General features: G+C 65.5%; 18 protein-coding genes and 1 riboswitch. Of the genes, 16 read left to right on the forward strand and 2 right to left on the reverse strand.

Going from position 1 to position 21,203, the window contains the following annotated elements:
• Nucleotides 1-42: 42 nt before the first annotated feature.
• From nrdR to ribD, 3 genes are read left to right on the forward strand one after another with little or no spacing between them, the layout of a single operon-like run.
• Complete coding sequence (nrdR, locus tag EO156_RS17265; protein WP_003490311.1) at nucleotides 43-567, forward strand: transcriptional regulator NrdR; 525 nt, start codon at nucleotides 43-45, stop codon at nucleotides 565-567.
• The gene (locus tag EO156_RS17270; protein WP_016848947.1) at nucleotides 564-1,049 is read left to right on the forward strand and encodes a GNAT family N-acetyltransferase; all 486 of its coding nucleotides are present in this window, start codon (nucleotides 564-566) and stop codon (nucleotides 1,047-1,049) included. Before nrdR ends, EO156_RS17270 begins: the two co-directional genes overlap by 4 nt.
• On the forward strand, nucleotides 1,046-2,155 hold the full coding sequence (ribD, locus tag EO156_RS17275; RefSeq protein ID WP_016848946.1) for a bifunctional diaminohydroxyphosphoribosylaminopyrimidine deaminase/5-amino-6-(5-phosphoribosylamino)uracil reductase RibD: 1,110 nt from the start codon (nucleotides 1,046-1,048) through the stop codon (nucleotides 2,153-2,155). The genes EO156_RS17270 and ribD overlap by 4 nt, the downstream gene beginning before the upstream one ends.
• Before the next feature lie 95 nt (nucleotides 2,156-2,250).
• On the opposite strand, the gene EO156_RS17280 is transcribed toward ribD, so the two are convergent.
• Nucleotides 2,251-2,874, reverse strand: a complete 624-nt coding sequence (locus EO156_RS17280; protein WP_005910986.1) for a hypothetical protein — start codon at nucleotides 2,872-2,874, stop codon at nucleotides 2,251-2,253.
• 219 nt (nucleotides 2,875-3,093) lie between these two features.
• Nucleotides 3,094-3,272, forward strand: a riboswitch (FMN riboswitch).
• A gap of 168 nt (nucleotides 3,273-3,440) precedes the next feature.
• Between EO156_RS17280 and EO156_RS17285 the strand changes: the two genes are divergently transcribed.
• The 13 genes from EO156_RS17285 (at nucleotide 3,441) to EO156_RS17350 (ending at nucleotide 19,604) form a co-directional block, all read left to right on the forward strand.
• Nucleotides 3,441-4,043: a riboflavin synthase gene (locus tag EO156_RS17285; protein ID WP_005920959.1), complete on the forward strand. Its 603-nt coding sequence runs from the start codon at nucleotides 3,441-3,443 to the stop codon at nucleotides 4,041-4,043.
• Entirely contained in the window at nucleotides 4,040-5,179 is a 1,140-nt protein-coding gene (ribB, locus tag EO156_RS17290) for a 3,4-dihydroxy-2-butanone-4-phosphate synthase (RefSeq protein ID WP_005920961.1), read from the forward strand. The genes EO156_RS17285 and ribB overlap by 4 nt, the downstream gene beginning before the upstream one ends.
• Nucleotides 5,180-5,516: 337 nt before the next feature.
• On the forward strand, nucleotides 5,517-5,981 hold the full coding sequence (ribH, locus tag EO156_RS17295) for a 6,7-dimethyl-8-ribityllumazine synthase (RefSeq protein ID WP_003490334.1): 465 nt from the start codon (nucleotides 5,517-5,519) through the stop codon (nucleotides 5,979-5,981).
• Nucleotides 5,978-6,457: a transcription antitermination factor NusB gene (gene nusB / locus EO156_RS17300; RefSeq protein WP_016848945.1), complete on the forward strand. Its 480-nt coding sequence runs from the start codon at nucleotides 5,978-5,980 to the stop codon at nucleotides 6,455-6,457. Before ribH ends, nusB begins: the two co-directional genes overlap by 4 nt.
• Nucleotides 6,458-6,574: 117 nt before the next feature.
• Nucleotides 6,575-7,549 (forward strand): thiamine-phosphate kinase, encoded by a 975-nt coding sequence (thiL, locus tag EO156_RS17305; protein WP_029828073.1) that lies wholly within the window; start codon nucleotides 6,575-6,577, stop codon nucleotides 7,547-7,549.
• A 389-nt stretch (nucleotides 7,550-7,938) separates the two neighbouring features.
• Entirely contained in the window at nucleotides 7,939-9,519 is a 1,581-nt protein-coding gene (locus tag EO156_RS17315) for a CocE/NonD family hydrolase (protein ID WP_011050516.1), read from the forward strand.
• Between the two features lie 224 nt (nucleotides 9,520-9,743).
• Nucleotides 9,744-11,102 (forward strand): type III secretion system effector F-box protein XopI, encoded by a 1,359-nt coding sequence (gene xopI / locus EO156_RS17320; RefSeq protein WP_016850154.1) that lies wholly within the window; start codon nucleotides 9,744-9,746, stop codon nucleotides 11,100-11,102.
• 450 nt (nucleotides 11,103-11,552) lie between these two features.
• Nucleotides 11,553-11,645 (forward strand): potassium-transporting ATPase subunit F, encoded by a 93-nt coding sequence (locus tag EO156_RS17325; protein ID WP_005910961.1) that lies wholly within the window; start codon nucleotides 11,553-11,555, stop codon nucleotides 11,643-11,645.
• A 15-nt stretch (nucleotides 11,646-11,660) separates the two neighbouring features.
• Nucleotides 11,661-13,454 carry a potassium-transporting ATPase subunit KdpA gene (kdpA, locus tag EO156_RS17330; RefSeq protein ID WP_016850153.1) on the forward strand — a complete coding sequence of 598 codons (1,794 nt, stop codon included), beginning with the start codon at nucleotides 11,661-11,663 and terminating at the stop codon, nucleotides 13,452-13,454.
• Nucleotides 13,455-13,466: 12 nt separating this feature from the next.
• A complete protein-coding gene (gene kdpB / locus EO156_RS17335; RefSeq protein WP_033482880.1) occupies nucleotides 13,467-15,515 on the forward strand; it encodes a potassium-transporting ATPase subunit KdpB in 2,049 nt (682 codons plus the stop codon).
• A gap of 40 nt (nucleotides 15,516-15,555) precedes the next feature.
• Nucleotides 15,556-16,185 (forward strand): potassium-transporting ATPase subunit KdpC, encoded by a 630-nt coding sequence (gene kdpC / locus EO156_RS17340; protein WP_029828074.1) that lies wholly within the window; start codon nucleotides 15,556-15,558, stop codon nucleotides 16,183-16,185.
• Nucleotides 16,186-16,237: 52 nt separating this feature from the next.
• Nucleotides 16,238-18,898, forward strand: coding sequence for a sensor histidine kinase KdpD (locus EO156_RS17345; protein WP_016849531.1), 2,661 nt, complete (start codon nucleotides 16,238-16,240; stop codon nucleotides 18,896-18,898).
• Nucleotides 18,888-19,604, forward strand: coding sequence for a response regulator transcription factor (locus EO156_RS17350; RefSeq protein ID WP_011050522.1), 717 nt, complete (start codon nucleotides 18,888-18,890; stop codon nucleotides 19,602-19,604). The genes EO156_RS17345 and EO156_RS17350 overlap by 11 nt, the downstream gene beginning before the upstream one ends.
• Here the strand turns inward: EO156_RS17350 and EO156_RS24040 are convergent.
• Entirely contained in the window at nucleotides 19,550-21,196 is a 1,647-nt protein-coding gene (locus tag EO156_RS24040; protein ID WP_154666335.1) for an XVIPCD domain-containing protein, read from the reverse strand. The genes EO156_RS17350 and EO156_RS24040 overlap by 55 nt on opposite strands.
• Between the last annotated feature and the right edge of the window lie 7 nt (nucleotides 21,197-21,203).

Below are 21,203 nucleotides of genomic sequence, written 5' to 3' on the forward strand. Positions count from 1 at the left end.
GGCCCGATTCCCTATTGCCCTCTCCCTATTCCCGGACGTCTGATGCATTGCCCCTTCTGCCAGCACAACGACACCCGCGTGATCGATTCGCGGGTGTCCGAAGACGGCACGACGATCCGTCGGCGCCGCGAGTGCGAGGCGTGCGGCGAACGGTTCAGTACGTTGGAAACGATCGAGCTGAAGCTGCCCACCGTGGTCAAGAGCGATGGTGGACGCGAGGCGTTCGATGCACGCAAGCTGCGCACCAGCTTCGACCGCGCGCTGCAAAAGCGGCCGGTGGCCGAAGAGCAGATCGAAGCGGCGGTGCGCGCGGTGGTGCACCAGCTGCGCATGTCCGGCGAGCGCGAAGTGGGTTCGCTGCGGGTAGGCGAATACGTGATGGTGGAGCTGCGCAAGCTCGATCATGTCGGCTATGTGCGCTTTGCCTCGGTGTATCGCAGTTTTCAGGACGTGGCCGACTTCCGCGAGGAAATCGAAAAGCTCGAACGCGAACTGCCGGTCGGCAGCGAACAACTGCCGCTGCTGGAAGCGGCATTGGAACGCGCCGGCAAACCCGGCAAGCGATGAGCGCGATGCGCATCGCCTGCGTTGCGCAAACGCCGCAGTACCTGCCTGCGATTGCGCAAGCGCATCTACAGGCCTTCGGCGCGCTGTTGCCGGAGTGGAACATCGATGAGGCGCTGAGCGAGTTGCGCAGCCATGCGCGCGATGGCGTCATTCCGACGACCTGGGTGGCGCTGGATCAAACGCAGTGGCTGGGCTCGGTGAGCCTGCTCGAAAACGACGACGCACGCATCCGACGATGGTCGCCCTGGTTGGCGTCGTTGTATGTGCAGCCGCAAGCGCGCGGGCAGGGCATCGGGGAGGCGTTGGTGGCGCACTGTGTGCAGGCCGCCGCGCAGCTGGGCGTGCCGCTGCTCTATCTGTATTGCCAGCCGGGATTGGTGCCGTTCTACCAGCGCCTGGGATGGCAGACACATACCGAATTATTGCTGGGCCCGATGCAGATCGTGGTGATGCGCATTGCGCCGGGAGTGGTGACGCAATGAGTGAGGCCGCAACGACCGCCAGTGCCGACGACCATCGCTGGATGGCGCAGGCGTTGCGTCTGGCCGAGCGCGGCGCCTACACCACCCGCCCCAATCCGATGGTGGGCTGCGTGATCGTGCGCGATGGCGTATGCGTGGGCGAGGGCTTTCATCAACGTGCCGGCGGCCCGCATGCCGAAGTCTTCGCGCTGCGTGCAGCGGGTGAGTTGGCGCGCGGTGCCACCGCGTATGTGACGCTGGAGCCATGCGCGCATTACGGACGCACGCCGCCGTGTGCGCTGGCCTTGATCGAGGCAGGCGTCAGACGTGTGGTCGCGGCGATGGCCGACCCGTTTCCGCAGGTCAATGGCGGCGGTTTCGCGTTGCTGCGCGAGGCAGGGATCCAAGTGCTGAGCGGCGTGATGCAGGCGCAGGCGCGCACGCTTAACCGGGGATTTCTGTCGCGGGTGGAGCGTGGGCGGCCGTGGTTGCGGGTCAAACTCGGCGCCAGCCTGGACGGCCGTACCGCGCTGGCCAGCGGCGAATCCAAATGGATCACCAGTGCCGATGCGCGTGCAGATGTGCAGCGCTGGCGCGCACGTGCGGGCGCGATCCTGACCGGTGCAGGTACGGTGATGGCCGACGACCCATCCATGACGGTGCGGCTGGGCGAGGACACGCCGGTCGTGCCGCCGTTGCGCGTGGTGCTCGATGCCGGGCTGCGGACGTTGGCGTGCAGGAACATTCGTCAGGGCGATGCGCCGACGCTGTATCTGCATGGCGAAGATGTGGTCGCACCTTTGCTGACCGATGCGCAGTTCCTTGCGATGCAGCTGCATGCTGGACGTTTCGATCTGACCGCGGTGCTGGCGCTGCTAGCCGAGCGCGGCATCAACGAAGTCCACGTGGAAGGCGGCGCCACGCTGAGCGGTGCGCTGCTGCAGGCCGGGCTGGTCGACGAACTGCTGGTCTACATGGCCCCAGTGCTGCTGGGCGACACCGCAAAGCCCTTGCTCGCTGGCCTTGGCATCGAAACGATGGCGCAGCGCGCTGCGCTGCAGCTGCTGGATGTGCGCCAGCTGGGCCAGAATCTGCGTCTGCGCTATGCGCCGGTTGTTGCCGGGTGAGCGCTGCATGGGGCGCGCGATGCTGCGCGGCCGTGCCGTTACGCGCATAAAAAAGGCCCCGCATGCGGGGCCTTTTTTTTCATGCGCGACGCCGATCAGAAGCTCGCGCGCACGCCGACCTTGTACTGGTTGGCGTCGTCGACGAACTGCGCCTCGGCGACCAGGCCCCAGGTGCGGGTGAAGTTGACCTGGCCACCCAGGGTGCCGACGAACTCACCCTTGTCCACGTCGCTACCGTCGATGTAGCCGGCCTTGATCCAGGCTTCGGTGCGCGGCGAAGGCTTGCCGCGCAGACCCAGGTTGGCGAAGCCCAGGTTGCTCGAATCCGACGCATCGTCGACCGAACGGCCGCGCAGGCGCAGGTCGGATTCGACCTTGGCGCGCAACACGCTGATGTCGGCGGTGAACTCGACGCGCTCGGTCATTTCCTGGCGGTACCCAATACCCAACGTGGCCTGCTGCAGCGTGCCCTCGAGCACAAAGCCGCCACCGAGGGTGTAATCCTTGTTGGCGCGCTCATAGCTGGCCAACAGGTAGACCGGCTGGGCAATCTGCCAGGAGCCGCGGATGTAGCCGCCGTCGATATCGTCCGAATCGCCATTGACGCTGATTTCGGTACGGTTCCAGCCACCTTCGACATAGGTGTAGCTCAGGCCTTCCGCAGACGCGGCAAACGGTGCGGCCGCCAGCAGGGCAGCCAGAATCAGGGTCTTACGCATTGGATGTCTCTCTCCGAATTGATGTCCGTGTCTCCACCCCGTTGCGAGGTGGAAAAGAACGACGTCTCCCGTCGCGGCGCATAAATTAACAGATCCTTCACAATCCTGGCTATGGGGGATTTCCTGACATGACGCAGTGTCCTGCCAGACTTCTTCCACACTCAGCCTTCGCGCCGATGTGCCCTGTTAAACTTTGCGCGCCGGTTCGCCGGTACTCACGAACGTCTTCAGGGCGGGGTGCGATTCCCCACCGGCGGTAGGCATGCGCAAGCATGCGAGCCCGCGAGCGCTTGCACTCCAGGGTTGAGCGGACTAACGCCAAACCCCTGCTGCGCAAGGTCAGCAGATCCGGTCCGATGCCGGAGCCGACGGTATAGTCCGGATGAAAGAAGACGGCCACCGCACAGCCTTGCGGCTGTGCGCGCGCCTGTTTGCTTTGCCTTGCGGCGTTTTTCGCTCAACTCCTGCGAGAAACGACTAATGTCCATGCACCACCTGCCGCGCTGCGCCGCGGCCTTCCAGCGCTCCACCACGGCAGCCTTGCTGCTGCAAGCGGGGGCACGCTGATGTTCACCGGCATCATCGAAGGCGTCGGCCAGCTGGCCGCGCGACAGCCGCAGGGCGGCGATGTGCGTTTCACCTTCGCCACCGGCACGCTGCCGTTCGAAGCGGTCCAGTTGGGCGAGAGCATCGCGGTCAATGGCGTGTGCCTGACCGTGATTGCGTTCGACGCGGCCAGTTTTCAGGCCGATGCCTCGACCGAGACGCTGTCGCTGACCACCTTGGGCGCGTTGCCGGAGGGCGCATTGCTCAATCTGGAACGCGCGATGCGACCCACCGATCGGCTTGGCGGGCACCTGGTCAGCGGACATGTGGATGGCCTGGGCCAGGTGCAGTCGGTCCATGACGATGCGCGTGCGCAACGCTGGCGGTTTGCCGCGCCGGCGTCGGTGTTGCGCTATGTGGCCAAGAAGGGCTCGATTTGCGTGGACGGCGTGAGCCTCACCGTCAACGACGTAGACGAAGACGGCTTCGAGGTCGCGTTGATTCCGCACACCGTAGCCCACACCGCGTTTGCGCAGACTGCGGTCGGTGCGGCGGTGAACCTGGAAATCGATCTGGTGGCGCGCTACGTCGAACGCCTGCTCGGCACGCGGGGGGCAGCATGAATTTCGCGCCCGTTCCGGAACTGATCGAAGAACTGCGCGCCGGACGCATGGTGGTCATTGTCGATGACGAAGACCGCGAAAACGAAGGCGATCTGATCATGGCCGCCGAGTTGGTGAAGCCGTCGGACATCAACTTCATGGTCACCCACGCGCGCGGGCTGGTGTGCCTGTCGCTGACCCGCGCGCGCTGCGCGCAGCTGGGTCTGGCGCCGATGGTGCGCAACAACACCGCGCAGTTCCAGACCAACTTCACTGTCAGCATCGAAGCGGCCGAAGGGGTGACCACCGGCATTTCGGCCTACGACCGCGCGCACACCGTGCGCACCGCAGTCCGCCCGGATGCCCGGCCACAGGATTTGAGCCAGCCCGGGCATATCTTCCCGTTGATCTCCCAGCCCGGTGGCGTGCTGACCCGCGCCGGCCACACCGAAGCGGCCAGCGATCTGCCGATGCTGGCCGGACTGGAACCGGCCGGTGTGCTGGTGGAGGTGCTCAACCCGGACGGCAGCATGGCGCGTCGCCCGCAGCTGGAAGTGTTCGCGCGCGAGCATGGGCTGAAGATGGGCTCGATCGCCGACCTGATCGCATATCGGCTTGCCAATGAGCACACCGTCGAGCGCGTGGACGAGCGCGAGATCACCACCGAATTCGGTGCGTTCAAGCTTGTGACCTACCGCGACCGCATCGCGCACGACCTGCACTTTGCGCTGTTGCGCGGGCGCGCCGATCCGCAGACGCCGACGCTGGTGCGCGTCCAGGTGGAAAACCCATTGGCCGACCTGCTGCACTGGCAGCGCGATGACTTCGGCGTGGCAGCCACCGATGCCTTGCGCGCGATCGCCGCCGAGGGGCAGGGCGTGATGGTGGTGCTGTCGGCGCCACGCGACAGCGAATCGCTGCTGGCACGGCTGCGCCAGCAGCCCGAAGCCGCCGCCAATGCCAAGGACGTGAGTCAGTGGCGGCGCAACGGCGCCGGTGCGCAGATCCTGGCCGACCTCGGCCTGGGCAAGTTGCGCGTGCTGGGCACCCCCCGGCGCCAGGTGGGGTTGGCCGGATTCGGGCTGGAGGTGGTCGAGTATCTGGAGTGCCATGCCGGTGAAGGCGTGCGCTCGGTGCCGCCGTCTGCCGTTCCCTGAGATGGCTGCGAGCGGTTGCCGCAATCACTTGGCCGGTCGCGGTGGTCTCGACTGTTGCGTTGCTGACGGCGCGCAGCTGTCAGCAACGCGGTGCGTGTGCCGGCAACGCAGTGGCCTGGTGTCGCTACCAATCCAGCCATGGCGTGCGCTGGCTGGCTGCGCAGGCGCAAGAGCCTGGTAGCGCTGGGCGATGTCCTCAATAACTTCGGCCGATTGCCATGGCCTGTGTTGTCGACGCGCATGGCCGGGTCTGCTTTGGCCGACCCGGCCCACACGCGTCGCCAGGCCTGGGCCCGGCAGCTGTTAAACTTCCCGCCCCCTCGAGTTGCCGACCCGCATGACCCACTACGAAGGCGATCTTCGCCCCACCACCGCGCGCTTTGCGATCATCGCCAGCCGCTGGAATGCCCGTATCACCGACGTGCTGGTTGCCGGCGCGCGCCAGAGCCTGGCCGGCAACGGCATCGGCGAAGACGCCATCGACGTGATCCGCGTGCCGGGCGCCTGGGAGATCCCGATCGCCGCCAATCGCGTGGCGCAGTCCGGTCAGCACGGCGCGATCATCGCGCTAGGCTGCGTGATTCGTGGCGATACCCGCCATTACGAGCACGTGGCCGACCTGTGTGCCGAAGGCCTGATGAGCGTGCAGTTGCAGACCGGCGTGCCGGTGCTCAATGGCGTGCTGGCGGTCGAACGCGTGGAAGATGCCGAAGCCCGTGCTGGCGGCAGCCACGGCAATAAGGGCGAGGAATGCGCGCTTGCAGCGCTGGAACTGGTGAATTTGATGGAGTTGCTGCCATGAGCAAGCCCGGTGGGCATTCGCGCCACGGCCGTCGCGACGGCATCGACCCGGTGCTGCGGTCGCGCGCACGTCGGCGCGCCTTGCAGGCGGTCTATGCCTGGCAGATCTCCGGCGGTTTCGCCAAGCAGGTGATCGCGCAGTTCGCGCACGAGCAGGCGCATGAAGTGGCCGATCTGGTGTACTTCGAGAACCTGGTGGAAGGCGTGCTGAGTAATCGCGCCGAGCTGGATACCGCGCTGACGCCGTACCTGGATCGCAGCGTGGAAGAGGTCGATGCGATCGAACGCGCCGTGCTGCGCCTGGCCGCCTACGAATTGCTGTACCGCCAGGATGTGCCATACCGCGTGGTGATCAACGAAGCGATCGAAACCGCCAAGCGCTTCGGCTCCGAGCACGGCCACACCTACGTCAACGGGGTACTGGACCGCGCCGCGGTGGAGTGGCGCAAGGTGGAGTCGGGCGCCAGCGGCGCCTGAGCGCCGCGGGAAATGGGGAGTCGGGAATGGGGAATCGTAAGAGCACCGTTTCCGATACCTGCTGAGGCGCTTTTGCGATTCCCGATTCCCGATTCCCTTTTCCCGATTCCCGTCGCCATGCCCGAATTCGATCTAATTGCCCGTCTAGGTGCGCGCATTGCAGCGCGTGCCGATGTGCCGTTGGGCATCGGCGACGATGCAGCATTGCTGCAGCCGCCGGCCGGCGAGCAGTTGGCGATCACCGCCGATACGCTCAATGCCGGCGTGCATTTTCCGCATGAGACGCGCGCTGACGATCTGGGCTGGAAGACGCTGGCTGTCAATCTCTCCGATCTGGCGGCGATGGGCGCGCAACCGCGTTGGTGCACCTTGTCGTTGTCGTTGCCGCACGACGATGCGGCATGGGTGGATGGGTTTGCTGATGGCTTCTTCGCGCTGGCTGATGCACACGACATCGTGCTGGTCGGTGGCGACACCACGCGCGGGCCGTTGTCGTGCGCGGTGACTGCGATCGGCAGCCTGCCGCCTGGCGCAGCATTGCGGCGCGATGGTGCGCGCGTTGGCGATGACGTGTGGGTAACCGGTGCGCCGGGTGAAGCCGCCGCCGCGTTGGCGTTGTGGCAGGCCGGCCAGCTGGATGTGACCTGCGCGGCTGCCGACCCGTTGCACGAGCGCTGGCGCGGCCGCCTGCTGCGTCCGCAGCCCCGTGTGCAGGCGGGGCTGCGCCTGCGCGGGCTTGCGCATGCCTGCGTGGACATTTCCGACGGTCTGCTGGCCGATCTGGGACATCTATGCGAACGCAGCGGCGTGGGGGCGCGCCTGTTGCTTGCGGCCTTGCCGGCGATGCCGCGCAGTGCCGGAATCGACGTAGTGCAATGCCTTGGCTGGCAACTCGGTGGTGGCGACGATTACGAGTTGTGTTTCACCGCCGCGCCGCAGCATCGCGATGCCGTGGCGCAGGCAATGGAATTTGCAAAGGTGGCTGCAACCCGCATCGGCCAGATTGTCGCCGCGCCCGGTGTGGTGGTGCACGACGCCGAAGGCAACCCCTGGCACCCACCGCAGCGCGGGTACCAGCATTTCGTCGGCTGAGGCGTGGGGTTGGAGCGTGCAGCGGATGTGGGCGGTGTCGGTGCGCTGCGCTGAGACGATGCTGCTGCGCTGATCGCTGGGTGCGTATGGGCGCGGCGGTGGCGCGTTCTGCGAAGTTGGGTGGAGCGCATTGGGAACGACGGGTGCTGCCAGCGCCCTCATCCGCCCTTCGGGCACCTTCTTCCGCAAGCGCGCGAAGGTCGCAAGCCGGTCTGCCTGGCAGCTCATGAGCGGGCGGACCCGCACACGCACTTTGACCAATCCCGCATCCCGGCCCTTGAGCCATACCGTACCGTCTGGTACGTTCGCCACGTTCTCCCCCCCAACCACGGATGCATCGCAGTTGCCGCTGGGCCATCCCGGCCCGGCTTTGCGTGGGAGACAGCAGCATGAGCAAGCGTTGGATCGGGAGCATCGCCGCACTGGCGTTGCTGTTGGCATCGGCGTCGGCCGTGGCGGGCGCCTTCAGCAAGACCTATGAACGCATTCCAGGCTGGGACGGCGCCCAAATGGGCGCATTGGTGCTGGTGCCGCAAGGGCAGGGCGCCGGGCCGTTTCCGCTGATCGTGATGCCGGCCAGCTGGTCGCTGCCCAATCTGGAATATCTGGGGCGCGCCACCCAACTGGCCAGCGACGGCTACGTGGTGGTCAGCTATACCTCGCGTGGATTCTGGGATTCGGCTGGGCAGATCGATATCGCCGGGCCGGACACGGTGGAAGACGTCAGTGCGGTGATCGACTGGGCATTGGCGCATACACCGGCCAATCCCAATGCGATCGGTGCGTCGGGCATCTCGTACGGCGCAGGCATCAGCCTGCTGGCGGCCGAGCGCGACCCGCGTATCAAGGCGGTGGCCGCGCTCAGCGGTTGGGCCGATCTGGAAGCCTCGCTGTATTCCAATCGCACGGTGAGCCAGCAGGGCGTGGGACTGCTGGTGGGTGCGGGCGCACTGACCGGCCGGGCCGGCCCGGATCTGGCGCAGATTGGCGCACGCGTGGCGCAAGGCGATTACGACGGCGCGGTGCAGGGCTTCCTGCCGCAGGCCGCCTCGCGCAGCCCTGCGACCGATGTGGCAGCGCTCAATGTGCGTGGTACCGCGGTCCTGTTGGGTAACGCCTTCAACGACGGATTGTTTCCGCCCAATCAGACCATTGCGTTCTTCAACCAGTTGCGTGGCCCCAAACAACTGCTGCTCAGCCAGGGCGATCACGCCACCGCAGAGCTGCCCGGCGCATTGGGGTTACCGAATGAGATCTATACCGCGACCACGCGCTGGTTCGATCGCCATCTCAAGCAGCTTCGCAACGGCGTGGATGCAGAAGCGCCAGTGCGGCTATCGCCACGTGCGGGCCAATGGCTGGACTATCCGGACTGGGCATCGGTCCAACAGGCCACGACACAGCTTGGTCTGTCCGCACCAGCAGGGTTGCTGAGCCCCACCGGTGGATTGACCGGAGGGACGGCGAGCGGTTGGCAATGGCGCATCGCCACCGACGTGCCGAGCGTGGCCGATTCCGGGGTGGTGCTGGTCAGCGGTTTGCTGCAAGGCATCGGCCTGCCGGTGAGCACCTCCATTCCGCTGGTCAACCGCGCCGCCGCCGCAGTGTGGGTCGGCTCGCCATCGAACGGCACCCGGCGCCTGGCCGGTCGCCCGTCGCTACGCGTCACAGTGGTGCCCAGTCAGTCCAACGTCAGCCTTTTCGCGTATCTCTACTGCATGGATGCGCTGGGCGTGGCGAAACTGATTACGCATGCGCCGTATTCGTTGCGCAATGCCACATCGGGGCGCGCAGTCACGCTGGACTGGCCACTGCAGGCGGCGGCAACCGAGATTCCCGCAGGGCAGCGATTGGTCTTGGTGATCGACACCCGCGACGCGCGCTATACCGATGCCAGCGAGGGCGGTGGCACGGTGACATTCACCTCGCCAGTTGCAGCGCCGTCCGTGTTGAACGTGCCGCTGCGGTAGGGCGGCACGCCGCATCTGCATCGATCCCAGGTCGCCCGCCGCGGTACTAGCGAGCAGCGGCGGATGCAGGCCATCCGCAGAACCCACATCTGCACCTGTCACGTCGCGTTCGTTCAGGCGAACGCGATTTCTGACAGTGCGCGCGCACACGATGCCGCTTTCGGGAAAGTAAGCACGAAGCCTAACTCGATGCCGCTGCTGCGGCACACCGCAGGAGACCCGAGATGCCGATCAACCGAACCGGCCTGCCGCATGCTGTGGCGTCGACCAGCCAAACGCAGGAGGCGTTGACGTCACAGGCTTCGGAGAGCCAAGGAGTCCTCGCCCCAGGCGCAGTGCCAACCCAGCGTGCCGAGACCTTCGACGGACTTTCTGCGCTGCCGAATGATCTCCGCCGCGAGATTGTGCAGCGGTGCGGACCACGCAGCCTCGTGCGCCTGGGTAGCGTCTCGCGGCAGATGGCGGAAGACACCAGCGGGATGCGAGCGTCCCTGACCGCGCGGCCGCGCTATGACCCGAGCTTGGAGTTCGGGGCCGTCCATAGTGCAGAAAGCATGCGCGTCGCCCTGGACGAGGTGACGCATTTCCCCTACCCGGACGATGAGGATCGCAGCGAGCAGATATTGCGCGGATACGGAAGGCTTGCGGCGCGGATTCCATCATTGCCGCAGGCGCAGCGATTTGAGGCGTTTACCGCGGTGTTGAATCACGCCACCCGCTATTCCGGGAATATGGCATTTCGCGTGGTGGCGCGCTTGACGGATGACCTGGGATGCTTGCCCGCGGACCTGCGCGCGCTCGCCTTGCATGCAATCTTGCCCAGTTTGATTGCCACGCGAAGGCAAGCGCTGCAGGCTGCTGCCGGAGCAGCGCACGGTGGCCATATGGCGGCAGTAGCAGAGGCTGATGCAGGGGGCGTGCAAGGTGATGCTGCGCCAGGAGCGCAAGGCGCCGTGGCCCCGGTCCAGGGCGGCGCTGCCGGAGGCATTGGCGGAGCACTTCCGTTTCATTTGCTGGCATCGGCGATCAGGCAGCTGCCCGAGGAGGCAGTCAACCTGGCGATCACCGAGGCTGCCGCGCTCCAGACCGGCCCCCGCCTGCTGGCGGAGGTGACCCTGCGCCTGCATCTTGTCGGATTGGAGCCGATCCATCGATTCCAGCAGGCGTATGCGCAGCTTGCCGAGCACCTCGCGCGTTCGGGCGATGGAGCCGAAGCCTTGACCCACTTGGTGGCCTTGTTGAACAGACTGCCCAATCCGGGAGTGCGCCAAGCCGCCTTCAGGGAATTGACGCGGGCCGTGCATGCATTGGACAGCACCGAGAGTGGCGCCGCGGTGTTGAGGCGGTTGGCTGGGGCGTTGCCACACCAGCCTGCCGCGGTGCGTTATCTATGCAGCCTGGATGTGCTTGCAGCGGCAGGGAGCCTCTTCCCGAGCGAGCAGATACCGGTCATCGCCGCCGTCCGTGCGCAGGCTGCTGCGATCCCGAACCAGGCCGCTGAACTCATCGCCAGATGCGATGACGCGATCGCCACGGCCAGCATGATGCTTGCGACTGTGTCGCGCAGGTATCTGGACATGTGAGCACTGTTTGATTGAGTGTGGTGTGGTCACACCAGCGGACGCGCATCCGCCTGGCGCCACCCTGTCCGGCGCGACCCTAGAGCAGATGGGGCTTCACCGTATGGCTGCCATCTGCGCGCCGCCAGGCCCGCGCAGTCGGGGAACCAGCAGTCGGAGCACCCAGAGGGTTATCTGGTTGAGGCGCACGGCTGCTCTGCGCATTTTATGCGGACTTTACGTCGCGCCCGCGGCAGGTCCATAGCGACTTTACGCGGCCCAGGCAGAGACTGCGCAGGTTGGCGGAGCGGTTCCGCCGTGGACGATTCCGATGCATCCCTTGACCTGTCTGCTCCATCGGCGCTGCGCGCACGGTGCGGCAGCGCTTTGCCATGTTGGCACGCATACGCTGCCTACGTTGTTGCACATCGCATTGATCGCGCCGCCGTGCGCGCAGATGGGGGAGTGACCGACATGCCTGGCTGGTTGTCCCTGTTGTGCGGCGTGGCCGTACTCGTTGCTGCTGCGTACCTGCTGTACGTGGTGCTGCGGCCCGAAGACTTCTGATCCGAGTGCGCTCCAATGACTGAAACTTTTCTTGTGTACGCGCTGGCCATCGCGCTGGCGTGGCCCCTGGGCCGTTACATGGCCGCGGTGATGCGCGGCGCACCGATGCGTGGCGATGCGCTGTTCGGCTGGATCGAACGGCCGTTGTACGCACTGCTCGGCACGCGCCCGCAGCAGGGCATGTCGTGGCGCGGCTACAGCATGGCCTTTCTGCTCAGCAACCTTGTCGTTGGTTTGTTGACCTGGGTGGTGTTCATGACCCAGGCATGGCTGCCGTTCAACCCGGATGCCATCCCCAACATGCGTTGGGATACCGCGCTGCACACCATGGTGTCGTTCGTCACCAATACCAATCAGCAGCATTATTCCGGCCAGGCGCAGTTGTCGTATCTGGCGCAGATGACCGGCATCGTCGGCCTGCAGGTGGTGACGCCGATGATGGGATTGGCATTGGCGGTTGCGACGCTGCGCGCCTTGTTCGGTGGGCGCGCAGCCACACAAGCGTCGATTGCCGCACCGATTCTGGACACGACGGCTGTGGCGGAGATTTCGGAGCCGGAAGTGTCGCGTCAGGGACGCCAACACACGGGGTCCGGCCTGGAAGCGCTGCCTGAAGCCGACGTCGGCAACTATTGGGCCGACGTGATCCGCTCCAGCGTACGCGTGTTGTTGCCGCTGTGCCTGCTGTGGACCGTGCTGCTCGGCTGGCAGGGCGTGCCGTCGACCTTGCAGAGCGCGGCCACCGCGACGCCGTTGGATAGCAGCGCGGGCATGCCCAAGCAGACCATTGCGGTGGGCCCGGTTGCGGCGATGGTGGCGGTGAAACAGCTCGGCACCAACGGCGGTGGCTGGTATGGCCCCAACAGTTCAGTGGCGCTGGAAAACCCCACACCGTTGAGCAATCTGCTCGAAACCCTCGCCTTGGTCTTGCTGCCGATGAGCGTGGTGTTCATGGTCGGCTATCTGACCGGGCGCAAGCGACTTACGGCGTTGGTGTTCGGCACGATGTTGACGATGTCCGCCGCATCCACCGCGCTCTTGCTGTGGTCCGAAGCGCACTCGGCCACCGCAAGCTCGCCGGCGCTGATGGAAGGCAAGGAAGTGCGCATCGGTGCGGACGCCTCGGCATTGTGGGCGGCGTTGACCACGCAGACCTCCAATGGCTCGGTCAATGCGATGCACGATTCGTTGGCGCCGTTGAGTGGCCTGGTCACGTTGGTCGACATGCTGATCAACGCCATCTGGGGCGGCATCGGCTGCGGCCTGCAGCAGTTCGTGGTGTATCTGTTGCTGAGCGTGTTTCTGGCCGGCTTGATGACCGGACGCACGCCGGAGTTGTTCGGCCGCAAGATCGAATCGCGCGAAGTGCAGTTGCTGGCGCTGTTGATCCTGCTGCAGCCGCTGGTGGTGCTGGGCTTTACCGCAGTGGCGCTGGCAGTCCCGGCATTGACTGCCAATTCCAACCCCGGCTTCCACGGCATCAGCCAGGTGTTCTACGAGTACACCTCTGCGTTCGCCAACAATGGCTCGGGTTTCGAAGGCCTGGGCGATGCCACGTACTGGTGGAATCTGAGCTGCTCAGTGGTGCTGGCGCTGGGACGGTATCCGGCGTTGATCCTGCCGTTGATGGTGGCCGCACGCATGGCAGTGAAGCGGCGTGCACCGGAGTCGGCCGGCAGCCTGCAGGTCGAAACGCCCACCTTTGCGCTGACCCTGATGGCGATCGTAATCGTGCTGACCGTGCTGCAGTTCATGCCGGCACTGGTGCTGGGTCCTATCGCTGAACACCTCGCCCTGGCGGCGTCCTGAGAGTTTTGAGCAATGTCTACGATCGATACGACTGAAAAACGCGAGCGCGGTGACGCAGCGTTGTTCGATGCCGCCGTGCTGGTTGCGGCGATGCGTGCGGCGTTCGCCAAGTTGGCGCCGCGGCATCTGCTGCGCAGCCCGGTGATGGCGGTGGTGATGGGCGGCACGGTGCTGGCAGCGGTGATCACCGCCAGCGGGCACTCGCATGCCGGCTTCGGCTGGGCGGTGACGGCGATTCTGTTCGTCACCGTGTTGTTCGGCAATTTTGCCGAAGCCATTGCCGAAGCGCGTGGGCGTGGTCAGGCCGCCTCGTTGCGGCGTGCACGCAAGGACCTGGTGGCACGCAGGGTGGAAACCGCACTCGGTGGGCGCGAAACGCGCGTGCCGGCAGCGGAGTTGCGCCCGGGCGATTACGTCATGGTGTCCGAAGACGAATTCGTGCCGGCCGATGGCGAGATCGTGCGGGGTGTTGCCACCATCAACGAAGCGGCGGTGACCGGCGAATCGGCGCCGGTGCTGCGCGAGGCCGGCACCGATCGCAGCGGCGTCATCGGTGGCACCCGGGTGCTCTCCGACGAGATCGTGTTCAAGGTCACCGCCGAGCCGGGGCACAGCTTTCTCGATCGCATGATCGCGTTGGTGGAAGGCGCCAACCGGCAAAAGACGCCGAACGAAATTGCGCTGACCTTGTTGCTGGCAGCGATGACGCTGACGTTTTTGATCGTGGTGGCATCGTTGCCGGCGATCGCGGGCTTTGTCGGCGTCACGCTGGATCCGCTGCTGCTGATCGCGTTGCTGGTGTGCCTGATCCCGACCACCATCGGCGGGCTGTTGCCGGCCATTGGTATCGCTGGCATGAACCGCGCGCTGTCGGCCAATGTGTTGGCCAAATCCGGCAAGGCCGTGGAAGTGGCCGGCGACGTGGATGTGCTGCTGCTCGACAAGACCGGCACCATTACCTACGGCGACCGCCAGGCCACCGCGTTCCATCCGCTGGCCGGCGTCGACCGCGTGCAATTGCGCGATGCGGCCATGCTCGCCTCGCTGGCCGACCCGACGCCGGAAGGGAAATCCATCGTCAAGCTGGCGCGTCAGCAAGGTGCCATCGCAGTGGAGGCGGAGGGTGGGGATTTCATCGCGTTCACCGCGCAGACGCGTATGTCCGGCGTGGATATCGGCGGGCGCAGCATCCGCAAGGGCGCCGGCGATTCGATCGTGGCGTATGTGCAGGCGCAGGGCGCGACGGTCTCGCCGGAATTGCAGGGCCGCATCGAAGAAGTCGCACGTGGCGGTGCCACACCGTTGGTGGTGGCCGAAGGCCGTCATGTGCTCGGTGTGGTCGAGTTGAGCGACGTGGTCAAGCAGGGCATCAAGGAAAAGTTCGCGCAGTTGCGTGCGATGGGCATCAAAACGGTGATGATCACCGGCGACAACCCGCTCACCGCAGCCGCGATCGCTGCCGAAGCCGGCGTGGACGACTACATCGCCCAGGCTCGCCCGGAAGACAAGCTGGCACGCATCCGTGCCGAACAGACGGGCGGGCGACTGGTGGCGATGGTCGGCGACGGCACCAACGATGCCCCGGCGCTCGCGCAGGCCGACGTGGGCCTGGCAATGAACTCCGGCACGCAGGCGGCCAAGGAAGCCGGCAACATGGTGGATCTGGATTCGGATCCGGCCAAGCTGCTGGCGGTGGTGGAAGTGGGCAAGCAGCAGCTGATCACGCGTGGCGCGTTGACCACCTTCTCGCTGGCCAACGACGTTTCCAAGTATTTCGCGATCCTGCCGGCGCTGTTTGCTGCCGCCATCCCATCGATGGCAGCGCTCAACGTGATGCAGCTCTCCAGCCCGCGCCATGCGGTGCTGGCGGCGCTGATCTTCAATGCGTTGATCATTCCGGCCTTGATTCCGCTGGCGTTGCGCGGGGTGCGTTTTCGTCCCTCCAGCGCCACCGCGCTGTTGCGCCGGAACATGCTGATCTACGGCGTGGGTGGCGTGTTGCTGCCGTTCGCTGCGATCAAAGTGATCGATCTGGCGCTGGTTGCCGTCCTCGGTGCCTGAGACACGCGTGATGCCCCTTTCTTCTTCCTGGAACATGTCCATGTCTTCTTCCTTGCCGTTACGCGACGACGGCGTCCTGCGCGGTTCGCTGGTGCTCGCGGTGTTCACCTTGTTCGGGTTGGGCCTGGCCTACTCGCTGATCGCCACCGGCATCACCGGTGCGCTGTTCTCCGAGCAGGCCACCGGGTCGCTGATGCGCGTCGATGCGCGCGTGGTTGGTTCGGCCTTGGTGGCCCAGCCGTTTACCGATGCGCGCTATTTCCAGCCGCGTCCGTCGGCCGCCAAGTACGATCTCACCACCGCGGCCGGCAGCAACCAGGCCCGCTCCAATCCCGATTTGCTGGTCCGCATCGCCACCACGCGTGCGCAAGTGGCCGCACGCGACGGCATCGCCCCTGAGGCCGTACCGGGCGAGCTGCTGACCCAATCCGGCAGCGGCCTGGACCCGCACCTGAGCCCGGCCGGCGCACAGGTGCAGATCCGCCGCGTGGCCGCCGCACGCGGCTGGCCCGAGCAACGCGTTGCCGCCCTGGTGCAGGCGACCACCGAAGCACCCCAGTTCGGACTGCTTGGGCAGCCGCGGGTGAATGTGTTGGCGTTGAATCTGGCGCTTGATCAAGCTGGGAATGGGGAGTCGGGAAGGGGAAATGGTGTGAAGCAAGCGCACTAGGAACACTCAGCTGTACGCTCTGCGATTCCCGATTCCCGATTCCCGATTCCCGATGAACGACGCCCGCACCCAGCAAGCCGATGCCCTGATCGGCGAATTACAGCGCGAACACGGTGGTCGGTTGACGGTGTTCCTGGGCGCCGCGCCCGGGGTCGGCAAGACCTACGCCATGTTGTCGCGGGCGCGCGAGCGCCTGCGCCAGGGCATGGATGTGGTGGCCGGCGTGGTGGAAACGCACGGGCGCAGCGAAACCGCGGCGTTGCTGGAAGGCTTGCCGCTGCTGCCGCGCGCCCGCGTGAGTTACCAGGGCCGCATGCTGGAAGAACTCGACCTGGATGCATTGCTGGCACGCAAGCCGCGGCTGGCCCTGATCGACGAGCTGGCGCACCGCAACGTGCCCGGCAGCCGCCATGAGCGGCGCTGGCAAGACATCGTGGAGTTGCTCGATGCCGGGATCGACGTCTACACCACGGTCAACATCCAGCACCTGGAAAGCCTTAACGACATCGTGCTGCGCATCACCGGCGTGCGCGTGTCCGAGACCGTGCCCGATGCCGTGTTCGACCGCCTGCGCGACATCGTGCTGGTGGACCTGCCGCCACGCGAACTGATCGAGCGCCTGCAGCAGGGCAAGGTGTATTTGCCCGAGCAGGCCACGCAGGCATTGCAGGCGTTTTTCTCGCCTTCCAACCTCACCGCCTTGCGCGAGCTGGCGATGCAGACCGCTGCCGACCGCGTCGACAGCGATCTGCGCGATACCCAGGCCGCGCGCGGCCTGCCTGGCACCGCCGCGTTGCGACGCCGCGTGGTGGTGGCCATCGATGGCCGCGGCAGCTCGGATTATCTGGTGCGCGTGGCGCGGCGTCTGTCGGAGCGGCGCGATGCACCGTGGACGGTGGTCACCGTGCAGACCCGCACCGTGACCGATGCAGCCTGGCAGCTGGAAATCGATCGCGCATTCGCGCTCGCCCATCGCCTCGGTGGCGACACCGCGCTGCTGCATGGCGCCAATGTGGCCGATGCCTTGCTGGATTTCGCCTCGCAGAACGGCATCTCCACCCTGGTGCTGGGGCGCACCCGCGAGCGCCCGCTGGCGCGCATGTTCAACCGCACGCTGACCCAGCAATTGCTGCAACGTGGCGCGCATTACGAACTGGTGATCGTCAGCTCCGCCGATGCGCGCGCACGTGCGCGCCAACGCTGGCGCAACCCGCGCCAATGGCTGCAGCGCTACGACATGGCGTTCGCTGCGATCGCGGCCGCTGGTGCGGTGGGGGTGGCGTGGTTGCTGCAGCGCTGGACCGATATCGATGACCTGTCGATGGTGTTCATCGTCGCAGTGGTGCTGGTGGCTTCGCGCACGCGCATGGCCGCTGCGGTGGTTGCCGCATTGCTGAGTTTTGTCGCCTACAACTTCTTCTTCATCGAGCCGCGTTTCACCTTGCAGATCAGCGCGCGCCAGGGCGTGGTGACGGTGTGCATGTTCCTGATCGCCGCGCTGGTCGCCGGCCGGCTGGCCTCGCGTTTGCGCAGCCAGGTCCTGGCCTTGCGCGCGGCCAATGCGCATGCCAACGCCTTGCAGGCGCTGGCCCGCCAGCTCAGCACCGCCGCCGATCTGGGGCAGGTGCTGGAAGCCGGCCGTCGGGCGCTGACCACTGCGCTGGATGCCGAGGTCTGGCTACGCCTGGAGCAGCGCGAAAGCGACGCACCCAGTAGCTTCGGTGCGCTCGATCGCAGCGCCGCCGATTGGACCCAGCGCCACGGCCAACCGGCCGGCCGTTTCACCGATACCTTGGCCGGGGCGCAGTGGTGGTGCCTGCCGGTGCGCCACGAGCGCGGCACCCTGGGTGTGGCCGCGCTGCGCTTTCGACAGGCGCTGCAACGGCCCGGCCTGGAACAACGCCGCCTGGCCGAAGCGATGGTGGAAGACATCGGCCAGGCTGCGCTGCGCACGCGCCTGGTCGCCGATCTGGAAGGCGCGCGCGTCAGTGGCGAAACCGAGCGCCTGCGTTCTGCCTTGCTCTCGTCGGTCTCGCACGATCTACGCTCGCCGCTGGCCTCGATGATCGGCTCGGCCAGCAGCCTTGCCAGCTACGGCGATGCGATGGACGCGCACGACCGTCACAGTCTGCTCGACACCATCCAGCTCGAAGGCGAGCGGCTGGATCGCTACATCCAGAACCTGCTCGACATGACCCGGCTCGGCCACACCGGCCTGACCTTGAATCGCGACTGGATCGGCGTCGACGAATTGATCGGCTCGGCCGCCCGCCGCCTGCAGCGCTATCAGCCGGAGGTGCGCCTGCAACTGGACCTGGCCGCCGACCTGCCGGCGATCTGGGTGCATCCGGCGCTGGTGGAACAGGCCATCTTCAACGTGCTGGAAAATGCGGCGAAATTTTCGCCAGCCGGCGTGCCGGTGACCGTGCACGCGCAGCTGCGTGCCGGCGCGTTGCAGATCGACATCGGCGACCAGGGGCCGGGCATTCCCGAAGACGAGCGCGCGCGGATCTTCGACATGTTCTACAGCGTGGAGCGCGGCGACCGCGGGCGCAACGGCACCGGCTTGGGTCTTGCCATCTGCCAGGGCATGATCGGCGCGCACGGCGGCAGCGTGGCGGCATTGGCGGGCGCGCATGGTCACGGCACCACCATCCGCATTACGCTGCCGTTGCTCGTTCCCGCCGCGCCACCTCGCCCCGATGCCGACTGACCTCACTGCCATCCCGCCCGCCCGCGTGCTGATCGTCGACGACGAGCCGCAGATCCGCCGTTTCCTCGACATCAGCCTGCGTGCGCAGGGCTATCGTGTGCTGCAGGCCGGCACCGGCGAAGAAGGCCTGGCCTTGCTGGCCGGGCAGGGCGCCGAACTGGTGGTGCTGGACATCGGCCTGCCCGATCGCGATGGGCATGAAGTGCTGCGCGAGATCCGCCAGTGGTCCAACGTGCCGGTGATCATGCTCACCGTACGCGCCGGCGAAACCGAAAAGGTCGCCGCGCTCGATGCCGGCGCCAACGACTACGTCACCAAACCCTTCGGCGTGCAGGAATTGATGGCCCGCATCCGCTCGCTGCTGCGCCAGGCCGGCGCCGGCAGCACGGTGGAAGAAAGCGTGTTCGACGACGGCCGCCTGCATATCCATCTGGGCCTGCGCGAGGTCACCCTCGATGGCGAAGCGGTGCCCTTGAGCCGCAAGGAATACGCCTTGCTCGCGCTGTTGCTCAAGCACGCCGGCCGTGTGGTCACCCAGCCGCAACTGCTGCGTGAGGTGTGGGGCCCCACCCACGAGGAAGACACCCATTATCTGCGCATCCTGGTCGGCAAGCTGCGCCAGAAGCTGCACGACGATGCCGCCGACCCGCACTACATCGTCACCGAACCGGGCGTGGGGTTGCGGTTTATCGGGGTAATGCGTTGAGCTCGATCGCCTGCAGGTTGGGTCACCTTCATTCGGTAGGAGTGCACCCGCCTGGCAAGTGGTTGAGAACGGATTGGCGAGCAACTTGGGAACACCAGACCCGTGTCACCATCTATCCGATCCCCGGTCCCTGGCGTTGCGGTTCCTGTGTTTGGTTGCATTCTCTGCTGCTGAGTTAACTGTTCTTGTTGGAGGTCCAGCCCACGCTGGACCGACACTTCGATCGGGGTATTGATCGCCACCTCGGTTTCTACATGAGCTCGCATATGCGCAGGGTTACGAGGACTGCCTTGCACGGCGAAAAGATGATGGCCGGCCTGCAGCGATGGCGTGGCCGTGCTGAGCATTACGTGGTCTACACGCGTGAGGCCGTTTGCCATTGCCTCGGTCGCCAGACATGCGGCCGCCCGATCACTGCGTTCATCTGGTGATCTCCCCAATGATGGGTCCAACGCATGAACGCGTTCTACGCACTGCGCGAATATTGGCGGCAAGGCTGGCGAATCGAGGGTCAGGGGTGCAGGTGGCCCAAAAGGGTGGGCTCCGCGGTGGTAGATCGGGTCGGTTCGTTCTAGTGCTGAAGCCCAAGATCTGCCATTCCAAATATGCATTTCCCCGGAAGGATCAGTCACCGATAAGTGGCCTTGACGATCAACTCTGACCTGAGAGATCTCAGCTCTGGCAAGTTCGTTCGCACCGGCAATCACTAGCGGCGGTCCAGCTGCTTCGGTATCCATCCTTCCAAGAATGCGCGCTCCAATTACTGGATCGCGCAACATGGCATCGAAAAGCTGCAAGCTGGGTTCGCTGTTGAATCCTCTGGCCAAGGCCGGGTTGTTGGCATCCCTGACCTGGGTCCTCCACTCTTCGCTACCTGGTCCACTTCCAAGTTCCAATGCATTGACGAGGCTGACGCCCCTAACTGTCGCGTCGCGCCCGGACGTGATCGCGGCGCGAGCGGCAGGGTTCAGTCCGTTGATTCCCTGGTTTCCGATCCACTCACGGACGCTTTCGGGCGTCATGCCCGTGGACTGCTGGAGGGTGCTGACAAGCAGCTCACCACGGGCTTGGTTCTGGTTGTAAAGTTTGCTGGTGACAGCAACGATCTCAGCGGCTTCGTCCGGGTATGTCCTGTTGAGATCCCGCAGCCATCCTATTTCTGACAAAGGCTGTCCCACAGCCTGCCATTTGCGCTCTACCTGCTGAGCATTCAGATCTTGCACAAACATGCGCCCGTCATCAGATCTGAGAAATTCGTTGAGACGATCCTGTTCTTTAGCGGAAAGGTCGTTACCCACTTGGCCGCGTGTCTGTAGTCGACGTAACAGGCCTGTCTGCTCTGTTTGGGTGAAGCCTTGGTCGGTTAGCGCCCAATCCGAATAATGACGAAGCATCTCCGCAGCAGCTTCACCGCGCCCAGGTTGGCCGAAGTCCCATTGCATGATGCCTACCGACCAGCCCGAGTTACCAGTGCTGTGTTGTAATGCGTATGCAGCACCGAGATTTACCTCGCTGGAGCGTCCGACAGCGTTGTAAGCAAGAACTTCGAAGCTCTGACGGCTGAGCGCATCGTATCTATAAATCTGTGCCATCACTGGA

Source organism: Xanthomonas sp. DAR33341 (genome assembly GCF_003992815.1).
GTDB lineage: Bacteria > Pseudomonadota > Gammaproteobacteria > Xanthomonadales > Xanthomonadaceae > Xanthomonas > Xanthomonas cissicola.